Annotated in this window: 17 protein-coding genes; 2 read left to right on the forward strand and 15 right to left on the reverse strand. The window is 66.7% G+C overall.

Annotated features, from left to right (window positions below; translation table 11 throughout):
• Nucleotides 1–23 precede the first annotated feature (23 nt).
• From tolB to aspS, 10 genes are all read right to left on the reverse strand, one after another.
• Entirely contained in the window at nucleotides 24–1,325 is a 1,302-nt protein-coding gene (gene tolB, locus BM297_RS13415) for a Tol-Pal system beta propeller repeat protein TolB (RefSeq protein ID WP_092432347.1), read from the reverse strand.
• Nucleotides 1,322–2,332: a cell envelope integrity protein TolA gene (tolA, locus tag BM297_RS13420; RefSeq protein ID WP_092432349.1), complete on the reverse strand. Its 1,011-nt coding sequence runs from the start codon at nucleotides 2,330–2,332 to the stop codon at nucleotides 1,322–1,324. Before tolA ends, tolB begins: the two co-directional genes overlap by 4 nt.
• Nucleotides 2,329–2,781: a protein TolR gene (gene tolR / locus BM297_RS13425; RefSeq protein WP_090312769.1), complete on the reverse strand. Its 453-nt coding sequence runs from the start codon at nucleotides 2,779–2,781 to the stop codon at nucleotides 2,329–2,331. Before tolR ends, tolA begins: the two co-directional genes overlap by 4 nt.
• A gap of 8 nt (nucleotides 2,782–2,789) precedes the next feature.
• The gene (gene tolQ, locus BM297_RS13430; RefSeq protein ID WP_092432351.1) at nucleotides 2,790–3,485 is read right to left on the reverse strand and encodes a protein TolQ; all 696 of its coding nucleotides are present in this window, start codon (nucleotides 3,483–3,485) and stop codon (nucleotides 2,790–2,792) included.
• Between the two features lie 2 nt (nucleotides 3,486–3,487).
• A complete protein-coding gene (gene ybgC, locus BM297_RS13435; RefSeq protein ID WP_092432354.1) occupies nucleotides 3,488–3,931 on the reverse strand; it encodes a tol-pal system-associated acyl-CoA thioesterase in 444 nt (147 codons plus the stop codon).
• 53 nt (nucleotides 3,932–3,984) lie between these two features.
• A complete protein-coding gene (gene ruvB / locus BM297_RS13440; protein WP_092432355.1) occupies nucleotides 3,985–5,034 on the reverse strand; it encodes a Holliday junction branch migration DNA helicase RuvB in 1,050 nt (349 codons plus the stop codon).
• Between the two features lie 18 nt (nucleotides 5,035–5,052).
• The gene (ruvA, locus tag BM297_RS13445; RefSeq protein WP_092432357.1) at nucleotides 5,053–5,655 is read right to left on the reverse strand and encodes a Holliday junction branch migration protein RuvA; all 603 of its coding nucleotides are present in this window, start codon (nucleotides 5,653–5,655) and stop codon (nucleotides 5,053–5,055) included.
• An 18-nt stretch (nucleotides 5,656–5,673) separates the two neighbouring features.
• A complete protein-coding gene (ruvC, locus tag BM297_RS13450) occupies nucleotides 5,674–6,198 on the reverse strand; it encodes a crossover junction endodeoxyribonuclease RuvC (protein WP_092432359.1) in 525 nt (174 codons plus the stop codon).
• A 193-nt stretch (nucleotides 6,199–6,391) separates the two neighbouring features.
• Entirely contained in the window at nucleotides 6,392–7,141 is a 750-nt protein-coding gene (locus BM297_RS13455) for a YebC/PmpR family DNA-binding transcriptional regulator (RefSeq protein ID WP_092432360.1), read from the reverse strand.
• Nucleotides 7,142–7,230: 89 nt separating this feature from the next.
• On the reverse strand, nucleotides 7,231–9,006 hold the full coding sequence (gene aspS / locus BM297_RS13460) for an aspartate--tRNA ligase (protein WP_092432362.1): 1,776 nt from the start codon (nucleotides 9,004–9,006) through the stop codon (nucleotides 7,231–7,233).
• 311 nt (nucleotides 9,007–9,317) lie between these two features.
• On the opposite strand from aspS, the gene BM297_RS13465 reads away from it, so the two are divergent.
• Nucleotides 9,318–9,788 carry a Dps family protein gene (locus tag BM297_RS13465; protein WP_092432364.1) on the forward strand — a complete coding sequence of 157 codons (471 nt, stop codon included), beginning with the start codon at nucleotides 9,318–9,320 and terminating at the stop codon, nucleotides 9,786–9,788.
• Between the two features lie 294 nt (nucleotides 9,789–10,082).
• Nucleotides 10,083–10,754 (forward strand): cold-shock protein, encoded by a 672-nt coding sequence (locus BM297_RS22300; protein WP_092432456.1) that lies wholly within the window; start codon nucleotides 10,083–10,085, stop codon nucleotides 10,752–10,754.
• 64 nt (nucleotides 10,755–10,818) lie between these two features.
• Here the strand turns inward: BM297_RS22300 and BM297_RS13475 are convergent, their stop codons facing one another.
• The 5 genes from BM297_RS13475 to BM297_RS13495 form a co-directional block, all read right to left on the reverse strand.
• The gene (locus BM297_RS13475) at nucleotides 10,819–11,025 is read right to left on the reverse strand and encodes a SlyX family protein (RefSeq protein ID WP_092432366.1); all 207 of its coding nucleotides are present in this window, start codon (nucleotides 11,023–11,025) and stop codon (nucleotides 10,819–10,821) included.
• Nucleotides 11,022–11,456, reverse strand: coding sequence for an HIT family protein (locus BM297_RS13480; RefSeq protein WP_092432368.1), 435 nt, complete (start codon nucleotides 11,454–11,456; stop codon nucleotides 11,022–11,024). Before BM297_RS13480 ends, BM297_RS13475 begins: the two co-directional genes overlap by 4 nt.
• A 50-nt stretch (nucleotides 11,457–11,506) precedes the next feature.
• Entirely contained in the window at nucleotides 11,507–12,973 is a 1,467-nt protein-coding gene (locus tag BM297_RS13485) for an ATP-binding protein (RefSeq protein ID WP_175526652.1), read from the reverse strand.
• Nucleotides 12,970–13,629 carry a response regulator gene (locus BM297_RS13490; RefSeq protein ID WP_092432369.1) on the reverse strand — a complete coding sequence of 220 codons (660 nt, stop codon included), beginning with the start codon at nucleotides 13,627–13,629 and terminating at the stop codon, nucleotides 12,970–12,972. The genes BM297_RS13485 and BM297_RS13490 overlap by 4 nt, the downstream gene beginning before the upstream one ends.
• Before the next feature lie 135 nt (nucleotides 13,630–13,764).
• Nucleotides 13,765–14,421 (reverse strand): tetratricopeptide repeat protein, encoded by a 657-nt coding sequence (locus tag BM297_RS13495; protein WP_394328018.1) that lies wholly within the window; start codon nucleotides 14,419–14,421, stop codon nucleotides 13,765–13,767.
• Nucleotides 14,422–14,436: the final 15 nt, after the last annotated feature.

Here is a 14,436-nt window from a genome sequence, read left to right on the forward strand (position 1 = left end):
GAACGAGCAGTTGGCAGCCGCCATCAGTTCAGATAGGGAGACCAAGAGGGCTCACGGACTTCACCCTGAGCGACGGGCAGCGGGAGCCGCACACGACCATTGGTGGACACGAGCATCAGCACCCCCTTGCCCTGTTGGCGGGTGGCGTAGATTAGCATGGTGCCATTGGGCGCAACAGTGGGCGACTCGTCGAGACTGGTTTGTGCAGAGAGCACCCGCAGGGTGCCGCGCTGCAGATCCTGGGCGGCCACGCGGAACACGGTAAAACCGTCCTGGCGATGGATCATCACCAGAGTCTTCTCGTCGGCGGACAGTTTCGGGTTGGCGTTGTAGTTGCCAACGAAGGTGACCCGCTCCACCGCGCCCGAAGCGATACTGGTCTTGTAGATCTGCGGCTTGCCGCCGCGATCCGAGGTGAAGTAGATGGTCTGGCCGTCCTTGCCCCAGAACGGCTCGGTATCGATGGCCATGTTGTTGGTCACGCGGCGCACCTGGCGGCTGCCCATGTCCATGACGTAGATCTCCGGGTTGCCGTCGCGCGACAGCACGAAGGCCAGACGATTGCCATCCGGCGACCAGGCCGGCGCACCGTTGAGGCCTTCGAAGTTGGTGATCTGCTCGCGGCGACCGGTATCGATGTGCTGGACGAAGATGCGCGGACGCTGCTGCTCGAACGACACGTAGGCTACCCGGCGGCCATCCGGCGCAAAGCTCGGCGACAGGATCGGCTCGCGCGACTGCAGCAGGGTCACCGCCCGCGCACCGTCGTAGTCGGAGCGCTGCAGGGTGTAGCGGGTGTTGTTGGCCGAGAAGCGTTCGGCGGTGACATAGAGCATGCGGGTCGAGAAGGCCCCCTTGATGCCGGTGAGCTTCTCGAACGACTGGTCGGCGATGTAGTGCGCCATGTCGCGCAGCTGCGCCGTCGTGCCGCCAACACTGCCGGTGAGCATCTGCTGCTCGGTGGTGACGTTGAACAGCGCGTACTGGATCTGCAGGCCGCCGCCACTCGGCACGATGCTGCCGGTCAGCACGTACTGGGCACCCAGCGCCTTCCAGTCGCGGTAGATCACTTCGCTGGCCTGGCTCGGCAGGCTGATCATGTTCTGCCGCGGAATCGGCTCGAAGTAGCCGGAATTGCGCAGGTCGTTGCCGACGATCTCGGCCATGTCCTCGGGCAGCACGGCGCCGCCCTGCCAGCCGAACGGCACTACGGCAATCGGGATGGCGCGGTCGGTACCACTGGAAATCACCAGCGGGTCGGCCGCTTTCGCCACACCGGCGAGCAGCACCAGGCCCAGCAGGGCCATGCGGATCAGGGTGTTCACAGGCTCAAGTCCTCCGGTTTGAATATCATGGCTCGCTTTCGATACATGCGATCGAAGGTCGCCCGGTCCAGCTGTTGCATTTCCGGTATGCGGCCGACGTTGCGCACCGCGGCTACCGCCGAATTGTCGAACGCCACATCGCCGCTGGAGCGGGTCACGCTGGCACTGCTGATGGTGCCGTCGGGCAGCATCTGGATCAGTATCGTTACACTCATGCCCTGACGAGCCGACGGCGGCCGCCGCCACTGCTGACTGACCAGGTTGATGATCAGGTCATCCAGATTGCCGGCCACTTGGTCGCCGACGCTGTCAGCCAGCGCCTGCTGGTGCTGCACGTCGTCGGACAGCAGCTCGGCCAGTGCGGCGGCCTTCTTGTCTTCCTGGGCCTGGCGGGCTGCCGCCTGCTCGGCCGCCTTCTTCTTCGCCGCCTCAGCCGCTGCAGCCTTCTTCTTCGCCTCCTCCGCGGCTTTCTTCTTCGCATCTTCGGCCAGTTTCTTCTTGGCGTCCTCGGCGGCCTTTTTCTTGGCCTCCTCCGCCGCCTTCTTCTTCGCGGCCTCCTCGGCGGCTTTCTTCTTGGCAACATCGGCCAGCTGCTTCTGCTCGGCGGCCTTTTTCTCGGACTCAGCCTTGGCTTTGCTCGCCGCAACCTCCTTCTGCTTCTGCGCCTCGGCCGCCTTGGCCTGCTCGACCTTCTTCTGTTCCGCCGCCTTGGCCGCCGCCACGCGCTGCTGCTCGGCCTTCTTCTGCTCCATCTGCTCGGTTTCGTACTGCGGCGCCGCGGTCTTCTGCGCCTCGCCGGCGATGCGCTGGTTGGTCTGCACGGTCGCCTGGCTCTGCGACTTCAGCTGGTACAGGGTCGCCTGGACGATCGGCCGCGACGGCGGCAGCTCGGGAGTCATGGAGAAGCTGACGAACAGCATGGCAAAGATCAGGACGTGCAGACCCACCGCCCAGATGGTCGGCCAGAAGTAGCTTTCCGGGGAAGAGCGCTCACGCTGCTGCATCAGGGCGCCTCGGTAATCAGCCCGACGTTGCCCACGCCGGCCTGCTGCAGGCCGCCCATGGCCGCCATCACCGCGCCGTAGTCCACTGCCTTGTCGCCGCGGACGAAGACCTGGACCTGCTTACCCTGGCTGCGGCTCTGGTTCATGATCGCGGTGACCGCCTGGGTCATCTGCTCCAGGGTCAGGGCGCTGTCCTGCACGGTGTCGGTATCGACCTCGCTGCCCATGTTCCAGTAGTAGGTCTTGTCGGCCTTGATGGAGATGGTCAGCACCTGGGCATTATTGTCCTGCGGCAACGCCTCGCTGCCCACCTTGGGCAGGTCGACCTTGACCCCCTGGTTGAGCATCGGTGCGGTCACCATGAAGATCACCAGCAGCACTAGCATCACGTCGATATAGGGCACGACGTTCATCTCGGCGACCGGCTTGCGTCTGTTGCGAATTCTGGCCATGAGGGGTCTCAGTCGTCCGAGGTGTGCACCTTGCGATGCAGGATGGCCTGGAACTCATCGGCGAAGGTGTAGTAGCGGCCGATGAACATCTCGCCGCGCGCCGCAAAGCGGTTGTAGGCGATGACCGCCGGAATGGCGGCGAACAGGCCGATGGCGGTGGCGATCAGCGCCTCGGCAATACCCGGCGCTACGGTGGCGAGGGTCGCCTGCTGCACCTGGGCCAGACCGCGGAACGAGTTCATGATCCCCCACACGGTGCCGAACAGGCCGATGTACGGGCTGGTCGAGCCGACGGTGGCGAGGAACGGCAGGCTCTGCTCGAGCTTCTCTTCCTCGCGCGAGATGGCCACGCGCATGGCGCGGTTGACGCCGTCCATCACCGCATCCGGGTCGACGCCCGGCTGCTGGCGCAGGCGCGAGAACTCCTTGAAGCCGGCGCGGAAGATCTGCTCGACGCCGGAATCCGGGTCGGGGTTGCTGCCGGCCTGGCGATACAGCTTGGACAGGTCGATACCCGACCAGAAACGCTCCTCGAAGGTATCCAGCCCGCGCTTGGCGGCACGCAGCAGACTGCTGCGCTGGAAAATCATGATCCACGAAGTGACCGAGGCAGCCACCAGGATCAGCATCACCAGTTGCACTACGAAACTGGCATTGCTGATCAGGCTCCACATGGACATATGGTCAACGGCGTTGGCTTCCACGCTTACTCTCCTGCAGGGGATAGACCCGCGCCGGCGAAGGCTGCACGCAGCGCTTCGGGTATGGCCCGGGGTTTGAAACTGTCGGCGCGCACACAGGCCACCATGATATGCCCTTCACAGAGCAGCGTCGCATCACTCGTCCGCCGCACCTGCTGGCGAAAACGCAGGCTGGCGCGATTGAGCTCGACGACCTCGGCACTGACCAGCAACTCGTCGTCCAGCCGCGCCGGCGCCAGGTAGCGCGCCTCGGCCGAATGCACGACGAACAGCAGGTTCTCCGCCGCCAGTTGCGACTGGGCACAGCCCAGTACACGCAACCATTCGGTGCGAGCCCGCTCCATGAACTTGAGGTAGTTGACGTAATAGACGACGCCGCCCGCGTCGGTGTCTTCGTAATAGACCCGACAGGCATGGGTGAACGGCTGTCCCTCGTGTTGCGCGCGCATACTCTAGTCTCGGCTCCCCCGGTTGCCAACGGCCGTGGCAACTATTTTTTCCGTCAGTCGTCGACGCCAGACAGGTCGGCATCACTGGTTTGGCTCAGGCGCCCCGGCACATTGAGGCCGAAGTGCAGATAGGCGTGGCGGGTCACCACCCGCCCGCGCGGTGTGCGCATGATGTAGCCCTGCTGGATCAGGTAGGGCTCGAGCACGTCCTCGATGGTGTGACGCTCCTCGCTGATCGCCGCCGCCAAGCTGTCGATGCCCACCGGACCGCCATCGAACTTGTCGATCATGGTCAGCAGCAGGCGGCGGTCCTGGTGGTCGAAACCGTGGGCGTCGATGTCCAGCAGGTTCAGCGCGCGATCGGCAATCGCCAGACTGATCTCGCCCTGGCCGCGCACCTCGGCGAAGTCGCGCACCCGCCGCAGCAGGCGGTTGGCGATACGCGGCGTGCCGCGGGCGCGCCGGGCGATCTCGTAGGCGCCCTCGGCATCGATGGGCAGGCCGAGAATCCCCGCCGAACGGCTGACGATGGTCGACAGATCCGCCACGTTGTAGAACTCCAGACGCTGGACGATGCCGAAGCGGTCACGCAGCGGGTTGGTCAGCATGCCGGCGCGCGTGGTCGCGCCGATCAGGGTGAAGGGCGGCAGGTCGAGCTTGATCGAGCGCGCCGCCGGCCCCTCGCCGATCATGATGTCGAGCTGGTAGTCCTCCATCGCCGGGTACAGCACCTCCTCGACGATCGGCGACAACCGATGGATCTCGTCGACGAACAGCACGTCGCCCGGCTCGAGGTTGGTCAGCAGCGCCGCCAGATCGCCGGGGCGCTCCAGCACCGGGCCGGAGGTGCTCTTGATCGACACGCCCATTTCCTGGGCGATGATATTGGCCAGGGTGGTCTTGCCCAGCCCCGGCGGGCCGAAAATCAGCGTGTGGTCCAACGCCTCGCTGCGCCCGCGGGCGGCCTGGATGAACAGCTCCATCTGCTCGCGCACGCCGGGCTGGCCGATGTACTCGGCCAGCTTCAGCGGGCGGATGGCGCGATCCTGCTGCTCCTCGCGCTCGCGCGGAGCAGCCGTGATCAGGCGGTCGGCTTCAATCATCTGGGGTCATCCACGGGTTCAGGCCATGCCCTTGAGGGCACGGCGGATCAGTTCTTCGCTGGACAGATCGTCCTCGTCCACCAGACTGACGGCGCGACTGGCCTCCGCCGGCTTGAAGCCGAGGGCCACCAGGGCGCTCACCGCATCGCTCTGTGCGCTTGAGACCGCCGCCGCGCGCGCAGGTTCCACCAGCGGGGCGATCGACGGCATCGACTCCCAGACCTTGAAGCGATCCTTGAGCTCGACCAGCAGACGCTCGGCGGTCTTCTTGCCGACGCCCGGCACCCGGGTCAGCGCCGAGGTATCCTCCGCCTGCACGCAGCGCACCAGTTCATCCACCTCCAGCGCCGACATCAGCGCCAGCGCCAGCTTGGGGCCGACGCCGTTGAGGCGGATCAGCTCGCGGAACAACTCGCGCTCGCGCTTGCTGGAGAAACCATAGAGCAGCTGGGCGTCCTCGCGCACCACCAGATGGGTGTGCAGGGTCAGCGGCTCGCCGAGGCTCGGCAGGCGGTACAGGGTGGTCATCGGCACTTCCAGCTCGTAGCCGACGCCATTGACGTCAACCAGCAGGTGGGGCGGTTGCTTTTCCGCCAAGGTGCCGCGCAGGCGTCCGATCATGCTGTGCTGTCCTTCGAATCAGAGACGCAGCCGGCCGCCGCGCCGGCGCGCGGTGGACAGGCCATGGGGAAGCAGGCTCTGCCGGTGATGGGCGTGGCAGAGGGCGATGGCCAGGGCATCGGAGGCGTCGATCTGCGGCTTCTGCACCAGCCCCAGCAGATGCATGACCATCAGCTGCACCTGCTGCTTGTCCGCCGCGCCGGTGCCGACGATGGCCTGCTTGACCTGGGTGGCTGTGTACTCGGCCACCGCCAGCCCCTCCTCGACCGCCGCGACCAGCGCCGCGCCGCGGGCCTGGCCGAGCTTGAGGGCCGAGTCGGCGTTGCGCGACATGAACACCTGCTCGATGCCCAGCATCACCGGCCCGTGCAGGCGAATCACCTCGCGCACCCCGCGATAGACCTTCTGCAGGCGCTCGGGCAGTGGCCCGTCGCCGGTGCGGATGCAGCCCGAGGCCACGTACTCGCAGCCGCGCCCGGTGTCGCGCACCACGCCGTAGCCGGTGATGCGCGAACCGGGGTCGATACCGAGAATCAGGGTCATGCGGAGTCATCCAGCCGAGGCGAGCAGCGGCCGACCACCATCGATGGCCACTGTCTATTTATCCAGCCGCGAGTATAGGTGGGGCATGCTGCGCCGTCACGTCCGGCAAGCCGGCCCATGACGCCTCTCCCAAAAACAAAGCCGGAAGAGAATTCCCCCTTCCGGCTGTGCATGCCCCAGAGGATCGCCGGAGTCAGCCGAGCTGTTCCATGATCTCGTCGGGAATCTCGGCGTTGTGGTAGACGTTCTGCACGTCGTCGAGATCCTCGAGCATGTCGATCAGCTTGAGCACCTTCTGCGCGGTTTCCAGATCGGCAACCGGCGCGGTGATCGACGGGATCATCGCCACCTCGGCCTCGTCGCCCTTGAAGCCAGCGGCGGTCAGCGCCTCGTTGACCGACAGAAAGTCGGCAAAGCTGGTGAACACGTCCACCGAGCCGTCGTCGTTGGTGACGATGTCGTCGGCACCGGCCTCCAGCGCCGCCTCCATCAGGGCCTCCTCGTTGACGCCCGGAGCGAAGCTGATCTGCCCCTTGCGGTCGAACATGTAGGCCACCGAGCCATCGGTACCCAGGTTGCCGCCGCACTTGCTGAAGGCGTGGCGCACTTCGGCCGCGGTGCGGTTGCGGTTGTCGGTCATCGCCTCGATGATGATCGCCACGCCGCTCGGCGCGTAGCCTTCGTAGCTCAGCTCGACCATGTTGTCGGCTTCGCTGGAGCCGGCGCCGCGGGCGATGGCGCGCTCGATGGTGTCGCGGGTCATGTTGGCGGTCAGCGCCTTGTCCACCGCCAGGCGCAGGCGCGGGTTGTCGGCCGGCACGCCGCCACCGTGCTTGGCCGCGACGGTCAGTTCGCGGATCAGCTTGGTGAAGATCTTGCCGCGCTTGGCGTCCTGACGTTCCTTACGGTGTTTGATGTTGGCCCATTTGGAATGACCTGCCATGACTCTCTCCGTCGTGTTGCTGGTGGATCTTGTCTTTTGCTGCCCCTGAATCGAAGGAGCCTGGCAAAACCAGGCTCCTGTCGGTCGGCTTATTCGGCCTTGGGCTGCTCGCGCAGGCGAATGTTCAGCTCGCGCAACTGCTTGCTGTCCACGGTGCCCGGCGCCTGAGTCATCACGCAGGCGGCGCTCTGGGTTTTCGGGAAGGCGATGACGTCGCGGATCGAATGGGATCCGGTCATCAGCATCACCAGACGGTCCAGACCGAAGGCCAGACCACCGTGCGGCGGCGCACCGAACTTCAGGGCGTCGAGCAGGAAGCCGAACTTCTCCTGCTGCTCGGCCTCGTCGATGCCGAGGATGCGGAATACCGCCTCCTGCATGTCCTTGCGATGGATACGGATCGAACCGCCACCCAGCTCGGTGCCGTTGAGCACCATGTCGTAGGCGCGCGACAGGGCGGCACCCGGATTGGCGGCCAGCTCTTGCGGCGAGCACTTGGGCGCGGTGAACGGGTGGTGCAGCGCGGAGAACGAACCGTCGTCGTTTTCCTCGAACATCGGGAAGTCGACCACCCACATCGGCGCCCACTGGCAGGTGAGCAGGTTGAGGTCGTGGCCGAGCTTGATGCGCAGGGCACCGAGGGCTTCGGAAACAATCTTGGCCTTGTCGGCGCCGAAGAACACGATGTCGCCATCGACCGCGCCGACGCGATCGAGGATCACGTTGAGGTTGGCCTCGGGGATGTTCTTGACGATCGGCGACTGCAGGCCTTCGACGCCCTTGGCGCGCTCGTTGACCTTGATGTAGGCCAGGCCCTTGGCACCGTAGATGCCGACGAACTTGGTGTAGTCGTCGATCTGCTTGCGCGGCATGCTCGCGCCGCCCGGTACGCGCAGGGCGGTCACGCGGCACTTGGGATCGTTGGCCGGACCGGCGAACACCTTGAATTCCACGTCCTTGAGCTGGTCCTCGACATCGACCAGTTCCATCGGGATGCGCAGGTCCGGCTTGTCTGAACCGTAGCGGCGCATGGCCTCGGCGTAGGGCATGTGCGGGAATTCACCGAACTCGACGTCGAGCACTTCCTTGAACAGCTTGCGGATCATCTTCTCGGTCAGGCCGATGATGTCGTCTTCGTCGAGGAAGCTGGTCTCGATGTCGATCTGGGTGAATTCCGGCTGACGGTCGGCACGCAGGTCCTCGTCGCGGAAGCACTTGGCGATCTGGTAGTAGCGGTCGAAGCCGGCGACCATCAGCAGCTGCTTGAACAGCTGCGGCGACTGCGGCAGGGCGAAGAAGCTGCCGGCGTGGGTGCGGCTCGGCACCAGGTAGTCGCGCGCGCCTTCCGGGGTGGCGCGGGTGAGGATCGGCGTCTCGACGTCGAGGAAGCCGTTGTCGTCCAGGTAGCGACGGATGCTGCTGGTGATGCTCGAGCGCAGCTTGAGCTTCTCGGCCATCTCCGGGCGACGCAGATCGATGAAGCGGTAGCGCAGGCGGGTTTCCTCGCCGACGTCGGTGTACTCGTTGAGCGGGAACGGCGGGGTTTCCGCCTCGTTGAGCACTTCCAGCTCGTAGCCGAGCACCTCGATGGCGCCGGAGGCCATGTTCGGGTTGACCGCGCCGGCCGGGCGCAGGCGCACCTTGCCGGTCAGCTTGACCACGTACTCGCTGCGCACGCGGTCGGCCTTGGCGAAGGTCTCGGCGCGATCCGGGTCGAACACCACCTGGGCCAGACCTTCACGGTCGCGGATGTCGAGGAAAATCACCCCGCCGTGGTCGCGACGGCGATGTACCCAGCCGCACAGGGTGACTTCCTGGCCGTCCAGGCTTTCGTTGAGTTGGCCGCAATAGTGGCTGCGCATCATGATCGGTTCGCTTCTCAAAAGTCAGTCGTAGATTCCGCACGGCGGTCGATCCGCGGCTGCCAGGCAACCGCTGCCGCCACAGGCGCCGGCCTGCCGCAAAATTGCGGGCGACGACAGGCCTTGCCGTGACAAAGGGCGGGGATTATAGCCTGAAACAATCCCGCGGCGCAGGCCCCGCGCCCGGCAACCACAGCCACAGGCGCGCACGGCACTTTTCCACCCGCCAGGCGGTGCGGCAGTGGATTTCCCGCTACCCGCTCATGCTAGTCTCTCGGCATTCAAGGCCCGAGATGCCACAGAGGGAGAGCTCCATGCAGATCAATATCGGAATTGCCGAACAGGACCGCGCCGCCATTGCCGAGGGTCTGTCGCGCCTGCTGGCCGACACCTACACCCTGTACCTGAAGACCCACAACTTTCACTGGAACGTCACCGGGCCGATGTTCAATACCCTGCACCTGATGTTCGAGGCGCAGTACAACGAACTGGCCCTGGCGGTGGACCTGATCGCCGAACGCATCCGCGCCCTCGGCTTCCCGGCGCCCGGCACCTACGCGGCCTACGCGCGCCTGTCCTCGATCAAGGAAGAGGAAGGCGTGCCGAATGCCCAGGAGATGATCAAGCTGCTGGTGCAGGGCCAGGAAGCGGTGGTGCGCACCGCCCGCGGCATCTTCCCGCTGCTGGAAAAGGTCAGCGACGAGCCGACCGCCGACCTGCTGACCCAGCGCATGCAGGTACACGAAAAGACCGCCTGGATGCTGCGCAGCCTGCTCGAGGGCTGAGCCAGCGCCTGACGCGAGGGGCCGCCGGCCACGCCCCTCGCGTGCCTTCTACGGCCCTGCCGGGGAGCTCACCCTGCGCTCGGCAGCGCCCTGTCGCACGGCGCAATTGAGCGCCCGCAGCCTTTACGGTTAAATAGCCGCCGCGCCAAGGCAGCTCGCTTATCGTTTGCCGAGCCTGTCCCGCGCCGTCCGGCCTGACCCGAACACCTTGGCGCCATCCATTTCCGCCTCGCCGTCGTCTTGTCCGGACGCAATCGTCTGTGTCTGTTGGTTACCAAGGTGAAATCTTTGAGCATATTGAAAACCGTCCACCTCTTGTCGGGCGCGGCCGCCCTGCTGCTGTCCATCGTTCCCAGCCTGCGTGCCGACGCCCTGCCCTGGCTGCAACAGCCGGACTCCCTGTACCTGGCCTTCACCGGCCTGGCCAACCTGCTGGTCGCCCCGCTGATCGGTGGCGCCCGCCAGCGTCTGCAGGGTGCCGCCAGCAGCCTGCTGGTCCTCGCCGTGGTCCTGCAAAGCCTGGCGCTGATGGTGCCGCTGCACAGCATCGGCGGGCAGCCGGCGGAGCTGTTCACCCTGCTGGCCGTCGCCCTAGCCGCCCTCATGCAACTGCTTCCGCAACCGAGTGCCGCCGCCGCGACTGCCGCGCCGGCGCCTCAGCCGACCGAACCGTCTCGTCCGGCCAAGACCGCCAGCCCGAGCGTCAAGACTCCCGCCACCAAGGCGACCGCCGCCACCCGCCGTGGCGAAACGGACGGCGCGCGCGAGACCGGCACGGTGAAGTGGTTCAACACCTCCAAGGGCTTCGGCTTCATCTCCCGCGACAGCGGTGACGACATCTTCGTGCACTTTCGCGCCATCCGTGGCGAAGGCCACCGGGTACTGGTCGAAGGCCAGCGCGTGGAGTTCGCCGTGGTCCAGCGCGACAAGGGGCTGCAGGCCGAGGACGTGACGATCATTGACTGATCCGCCCTCTCCACAACGACAGAGCCCGCCAATTTGGCGGGCTCTGTCGTTATGGAGGGGCGACTCAATAGTGCGGCGGCGGAGCCTCATCCTCCACCGGGCCGATCTGCCCGGCCAGATCGGCCTGACGGGTGGCCAGCGCCTCGATCTGCCGCTGCAGGCGCTCGATCAGCCGGTTCTGCACCAGCAGCTCGTCGCTGAGCTGCTGCAGGGCATCGTCCTGGAACGCCAGACGGGTTTCCAGCTCGGTAACGCGCAGCTCCAGGCTCATACGGCCTCCTGGGCGAAGCGGAAGTCTGCGGAACTCAGCACCAGCTTCAGCCGGTCGCGCATTTCCTTCACCTCATCCTCGCTATACGGCTGCGCCGGCTGGTGCCCCCACACCGGCGCCGGCCAGGCGGCATCGCCGCGACGGCGGGCGATCACGTGCATGTGCAGCTGGCTGACCATGTTGCCGAGGCTGGCGACGTTCATCTTGTCGGCCTTGAAGGTGTCCTTGAGCACTTCGGCGAGCAGATGGGTCTCGCGCCACAGCGAACGCTGGTCGGCTTCGTCCAGCTGGAACAGCTCGCTGACCTCCTCGCGGCGCGGCACCAGGATGAACCAGGGATAGTTGGCGTCATTCATCAGCAGCAGGCGGCACAGCGGGAAGTCACCGACGTGCAGGGTGTCCTGCTGCAGGCGGGGATCGAGGGCAAACATGGCGGCATCTCCTTGTGGTTCGGCGCTGCGCGCCAGTTTGCCACAGCTCGCTAGGCAACTGGCGGCAGGTTGCGCGGCAGCCAGACCGCCACCTCGAGCCCGCCCAATGACGCCTCGCCCAGGCGGATCTCGCCGCGGTGCAGCTCGACGATGCGCTGCACGATCGACAGCCCCAGCCCCGCGCCCTGCCCTTCGCCCTGGCGGTAGAAGCGGCGGAACAGCTGCTCGCGCTGCTCGGCCGGCACCCCCGGCCCGCTGTCGGCCACGCGCAGGCAGATGCGCTGCGCCTCGGCCTGCAGGCTGACCGCCACCTGGCCGCCGTGCGGGGTGTACTGCACGGCATTGCCGACCAGGTTCTGCAGCAGGGTGCCCAGGCTCGGCGCATCGGCCAGCAGGCGGTAATCGGCCGCCTCGTCGTAGTCGAGGCTCAGCTCCTGCTCGCGCTCCAGAGCCAGCGGGATCAGCTCGGCCAGCTCCTCGCGCACGTAGGGCGCCAGGTCCAGTTCACGCATGGCCGTCTGCAGGGCGCTCGGCTCGAGGCGGGCCAGGGTCAGCAGCTGGGTCACCACCCGGGTGGCGCGCTCCACGCCGGCGCCCAGCTGCTGCAGGGCGGCCTCACGATCGGCGGCCTCCGACGCCTCCAGCGCGTTCTGCGCATGGATGCGCAGTACCGCCAGCGGCGTGCGCAACTCGTGGGCGGCATCGGCGAGGAAGCGCTTCTCCCGCTCCAGCAGGCCGGTGACCTGCAGCAATAGGCGGTTGAGGGCGGCGACCATCGGCTCCAGCTCCTGCGGCAGCGGCGCCAGGGTCAGCGGGCTGAGGTTTTCCGCATCGCGCGCGCGGATCAGGCCGACCACCTGCTGCAGCGGGCGCAGCCCCAGGCCGATGGCCGACCACACCAGCAGCGCCAGCAGCGGCAGGCCGATCAGGTCGGGCAGCAGGCTGCGCAGGGTGATCTTGCCGACCAGCTCGCCGCGCACGTCCTCGCGCTCGGCGACCAGTATCCAGTGCCGGTCGGCCAGATCCTGGCGCAGGAACAGACGCCAGCGACCGTCCTCCAGGCTGACATCGTGATAGCCGATCAGCTGCGCGGCCCGAGCGGACAGGGGCTGCGCCTTGCCGTCTACCGCACCCAGTAGCTGGAGCAGGCGCGGCAACAGGGTCGGCGGGGCACTGGCCGAGTGCAGCAGCACCTGCCCCTGATCGTCGAGCACCTGGAAGGCCAGCTTGGTTTCGTAGCGGTGCCCCTCGACGCGGGCGTCCGGATCGTCCAGATCGTGTTCGACCAGCAGCGCCGCATCCAGCGCCTGCTGCAGGGCGGCCCGGGTGGCCGGTGGCAGGTCGCGGCCGACCATGCCCTCGAGCAGGCGTGCGCCCTGCGCCAGCTGGGCGTCGAACAGCTCCTCGATCTCGTGCTGGGCATCGCTGTAGCTGCGCCAGGAGATCAGCGTCAGGGCAACGCACAGCACGCCGAGCACCAGCGCCAGGGTGCGCGAGCGGATCGAGCGCAGCCTCACGCCTTGTCCACCAGGTAGCCGACGCCACGCACGGTGCGGATCAGTTCGGGAAAGAACTTCTTGCGCAGGTGGTGCACATGCACCTCGAGGGCGTTGCTCTCCACTTCCTCGCCCCAGCCATACAGCACCTGCTGCAGCTTGTCGCGGGTCAGCACGCGGCCCGGCTGGGCCAGCAGTTCGTGGAGGAGGAGAAACTCCTTGCGCGCCAGGCTGACCGGCGCGCCCTGATAGCTCACCTGCTGACTGTCGGGTTCGATGCGAATGCCGCGGTACTCCAGCACCGGCTGGGCGCGGCCGAAGCTGCGCCGCAGCAGGGCACGCAGACGCGCCTTGAGCTCGGCCACATCGAAGGGCTTGACTAGGTAGTCGTCGGCGCCGGCATCCAGCCCGGCGATGCGGTCGCTGGTGGCGTCGCGGGCGGTGAGCACCAGCACCGGCATGGCGTTGCCGGCGGCGCGCAGGCGACGCAGCACCTCCAGGCCATCCATGCGCGGCAGGCCGAGATCCAGCACGCACAGCTCGAAGCTCTCGTGACTCAGCGCATGCAGGGCACTGGCGCCGTCCTGCAGCCAGTCCACCGTGTAGCCCTCGGGCTTGAGCGCGGTGCAGATACCCTCGCCCAGCGCCTTGTCGTCTTCCACCAGCAATATGCGCATGCAGCACTCCTGTGTTCGGCCCACTCCGGCAACCGCTGCCTGTAATTCAATCAAAAAAACGCCGAGCCGGCAGAAGTGTCTCACCTCCACCGGCTCGGCGTGCAGCGCGCATCGCGAACGTCGCTGCCCCGTGGATCAGTTCAGCTTGGCCCGCGCCTTGTCCAGCAGTGCCTGCGCTTCCTGGCGCCGGCCGGCATCGGCCACCTCGCGACCGGGGCGCGGCGGTGCGGCCAGCGCCTTCTGCAGCGCCTTCTCGGCCTCGGCGTAGCGTTTCTCGCCCAGCAGGAAGTCGCCGTAGAAATAGTTGGGGTCGATTCCGTCGGGATTCAGGCTCAGTGCCTGCTTGAGCAGCTGCTCGGCGCGCTCGTCGTCGCCGAAGCCGACCGGCCAGCCCGGCACCTGATAGTAGAGCGAGCCGAGACTGGTGTAGGCCGAGCCGTCGAGGGCCTTGGCATCCAGCTCGATCGCCTGCTCGAACTGGCCGCGCGCCTGCTTGACCAGATCCAGCGCGCCGAGGCCGCCCTTGGCGCCCGCCCAGGTGCTGAGGATGATGCCGCGCCAGATCAGCAGCTCGGGCGCCTGCGGCTCGGCCTTGAGGGCGACCTCGGCCTCGCCGGCCAGCTTGGCGAACGCCGCCTCGCGCTGCGCTTCGGGCAGCTGGTAGTTGATTTCGGCCCAGCGGGCCTGCAACTGCTTGAGGCTCTGAGCACTGGCGGCGGTCAGGGCGAAGCTCGGCAGGCTGAGCAGCAGGGCGCCGCCGAGGATCAGGTGTCGCACGAAGGATTTCGACATTCGCTCTACTCCACT

Source organism: Geopseudomonas sagittaria (genome assembly GCF_900115715.1).
GTDB lineage: Bacteria > Pseudomonadota > Gammaproteobacteria > Pseudomonadales > Pseudomonadaceae > Geopseudomonas > Geopseudomonas sagittaria.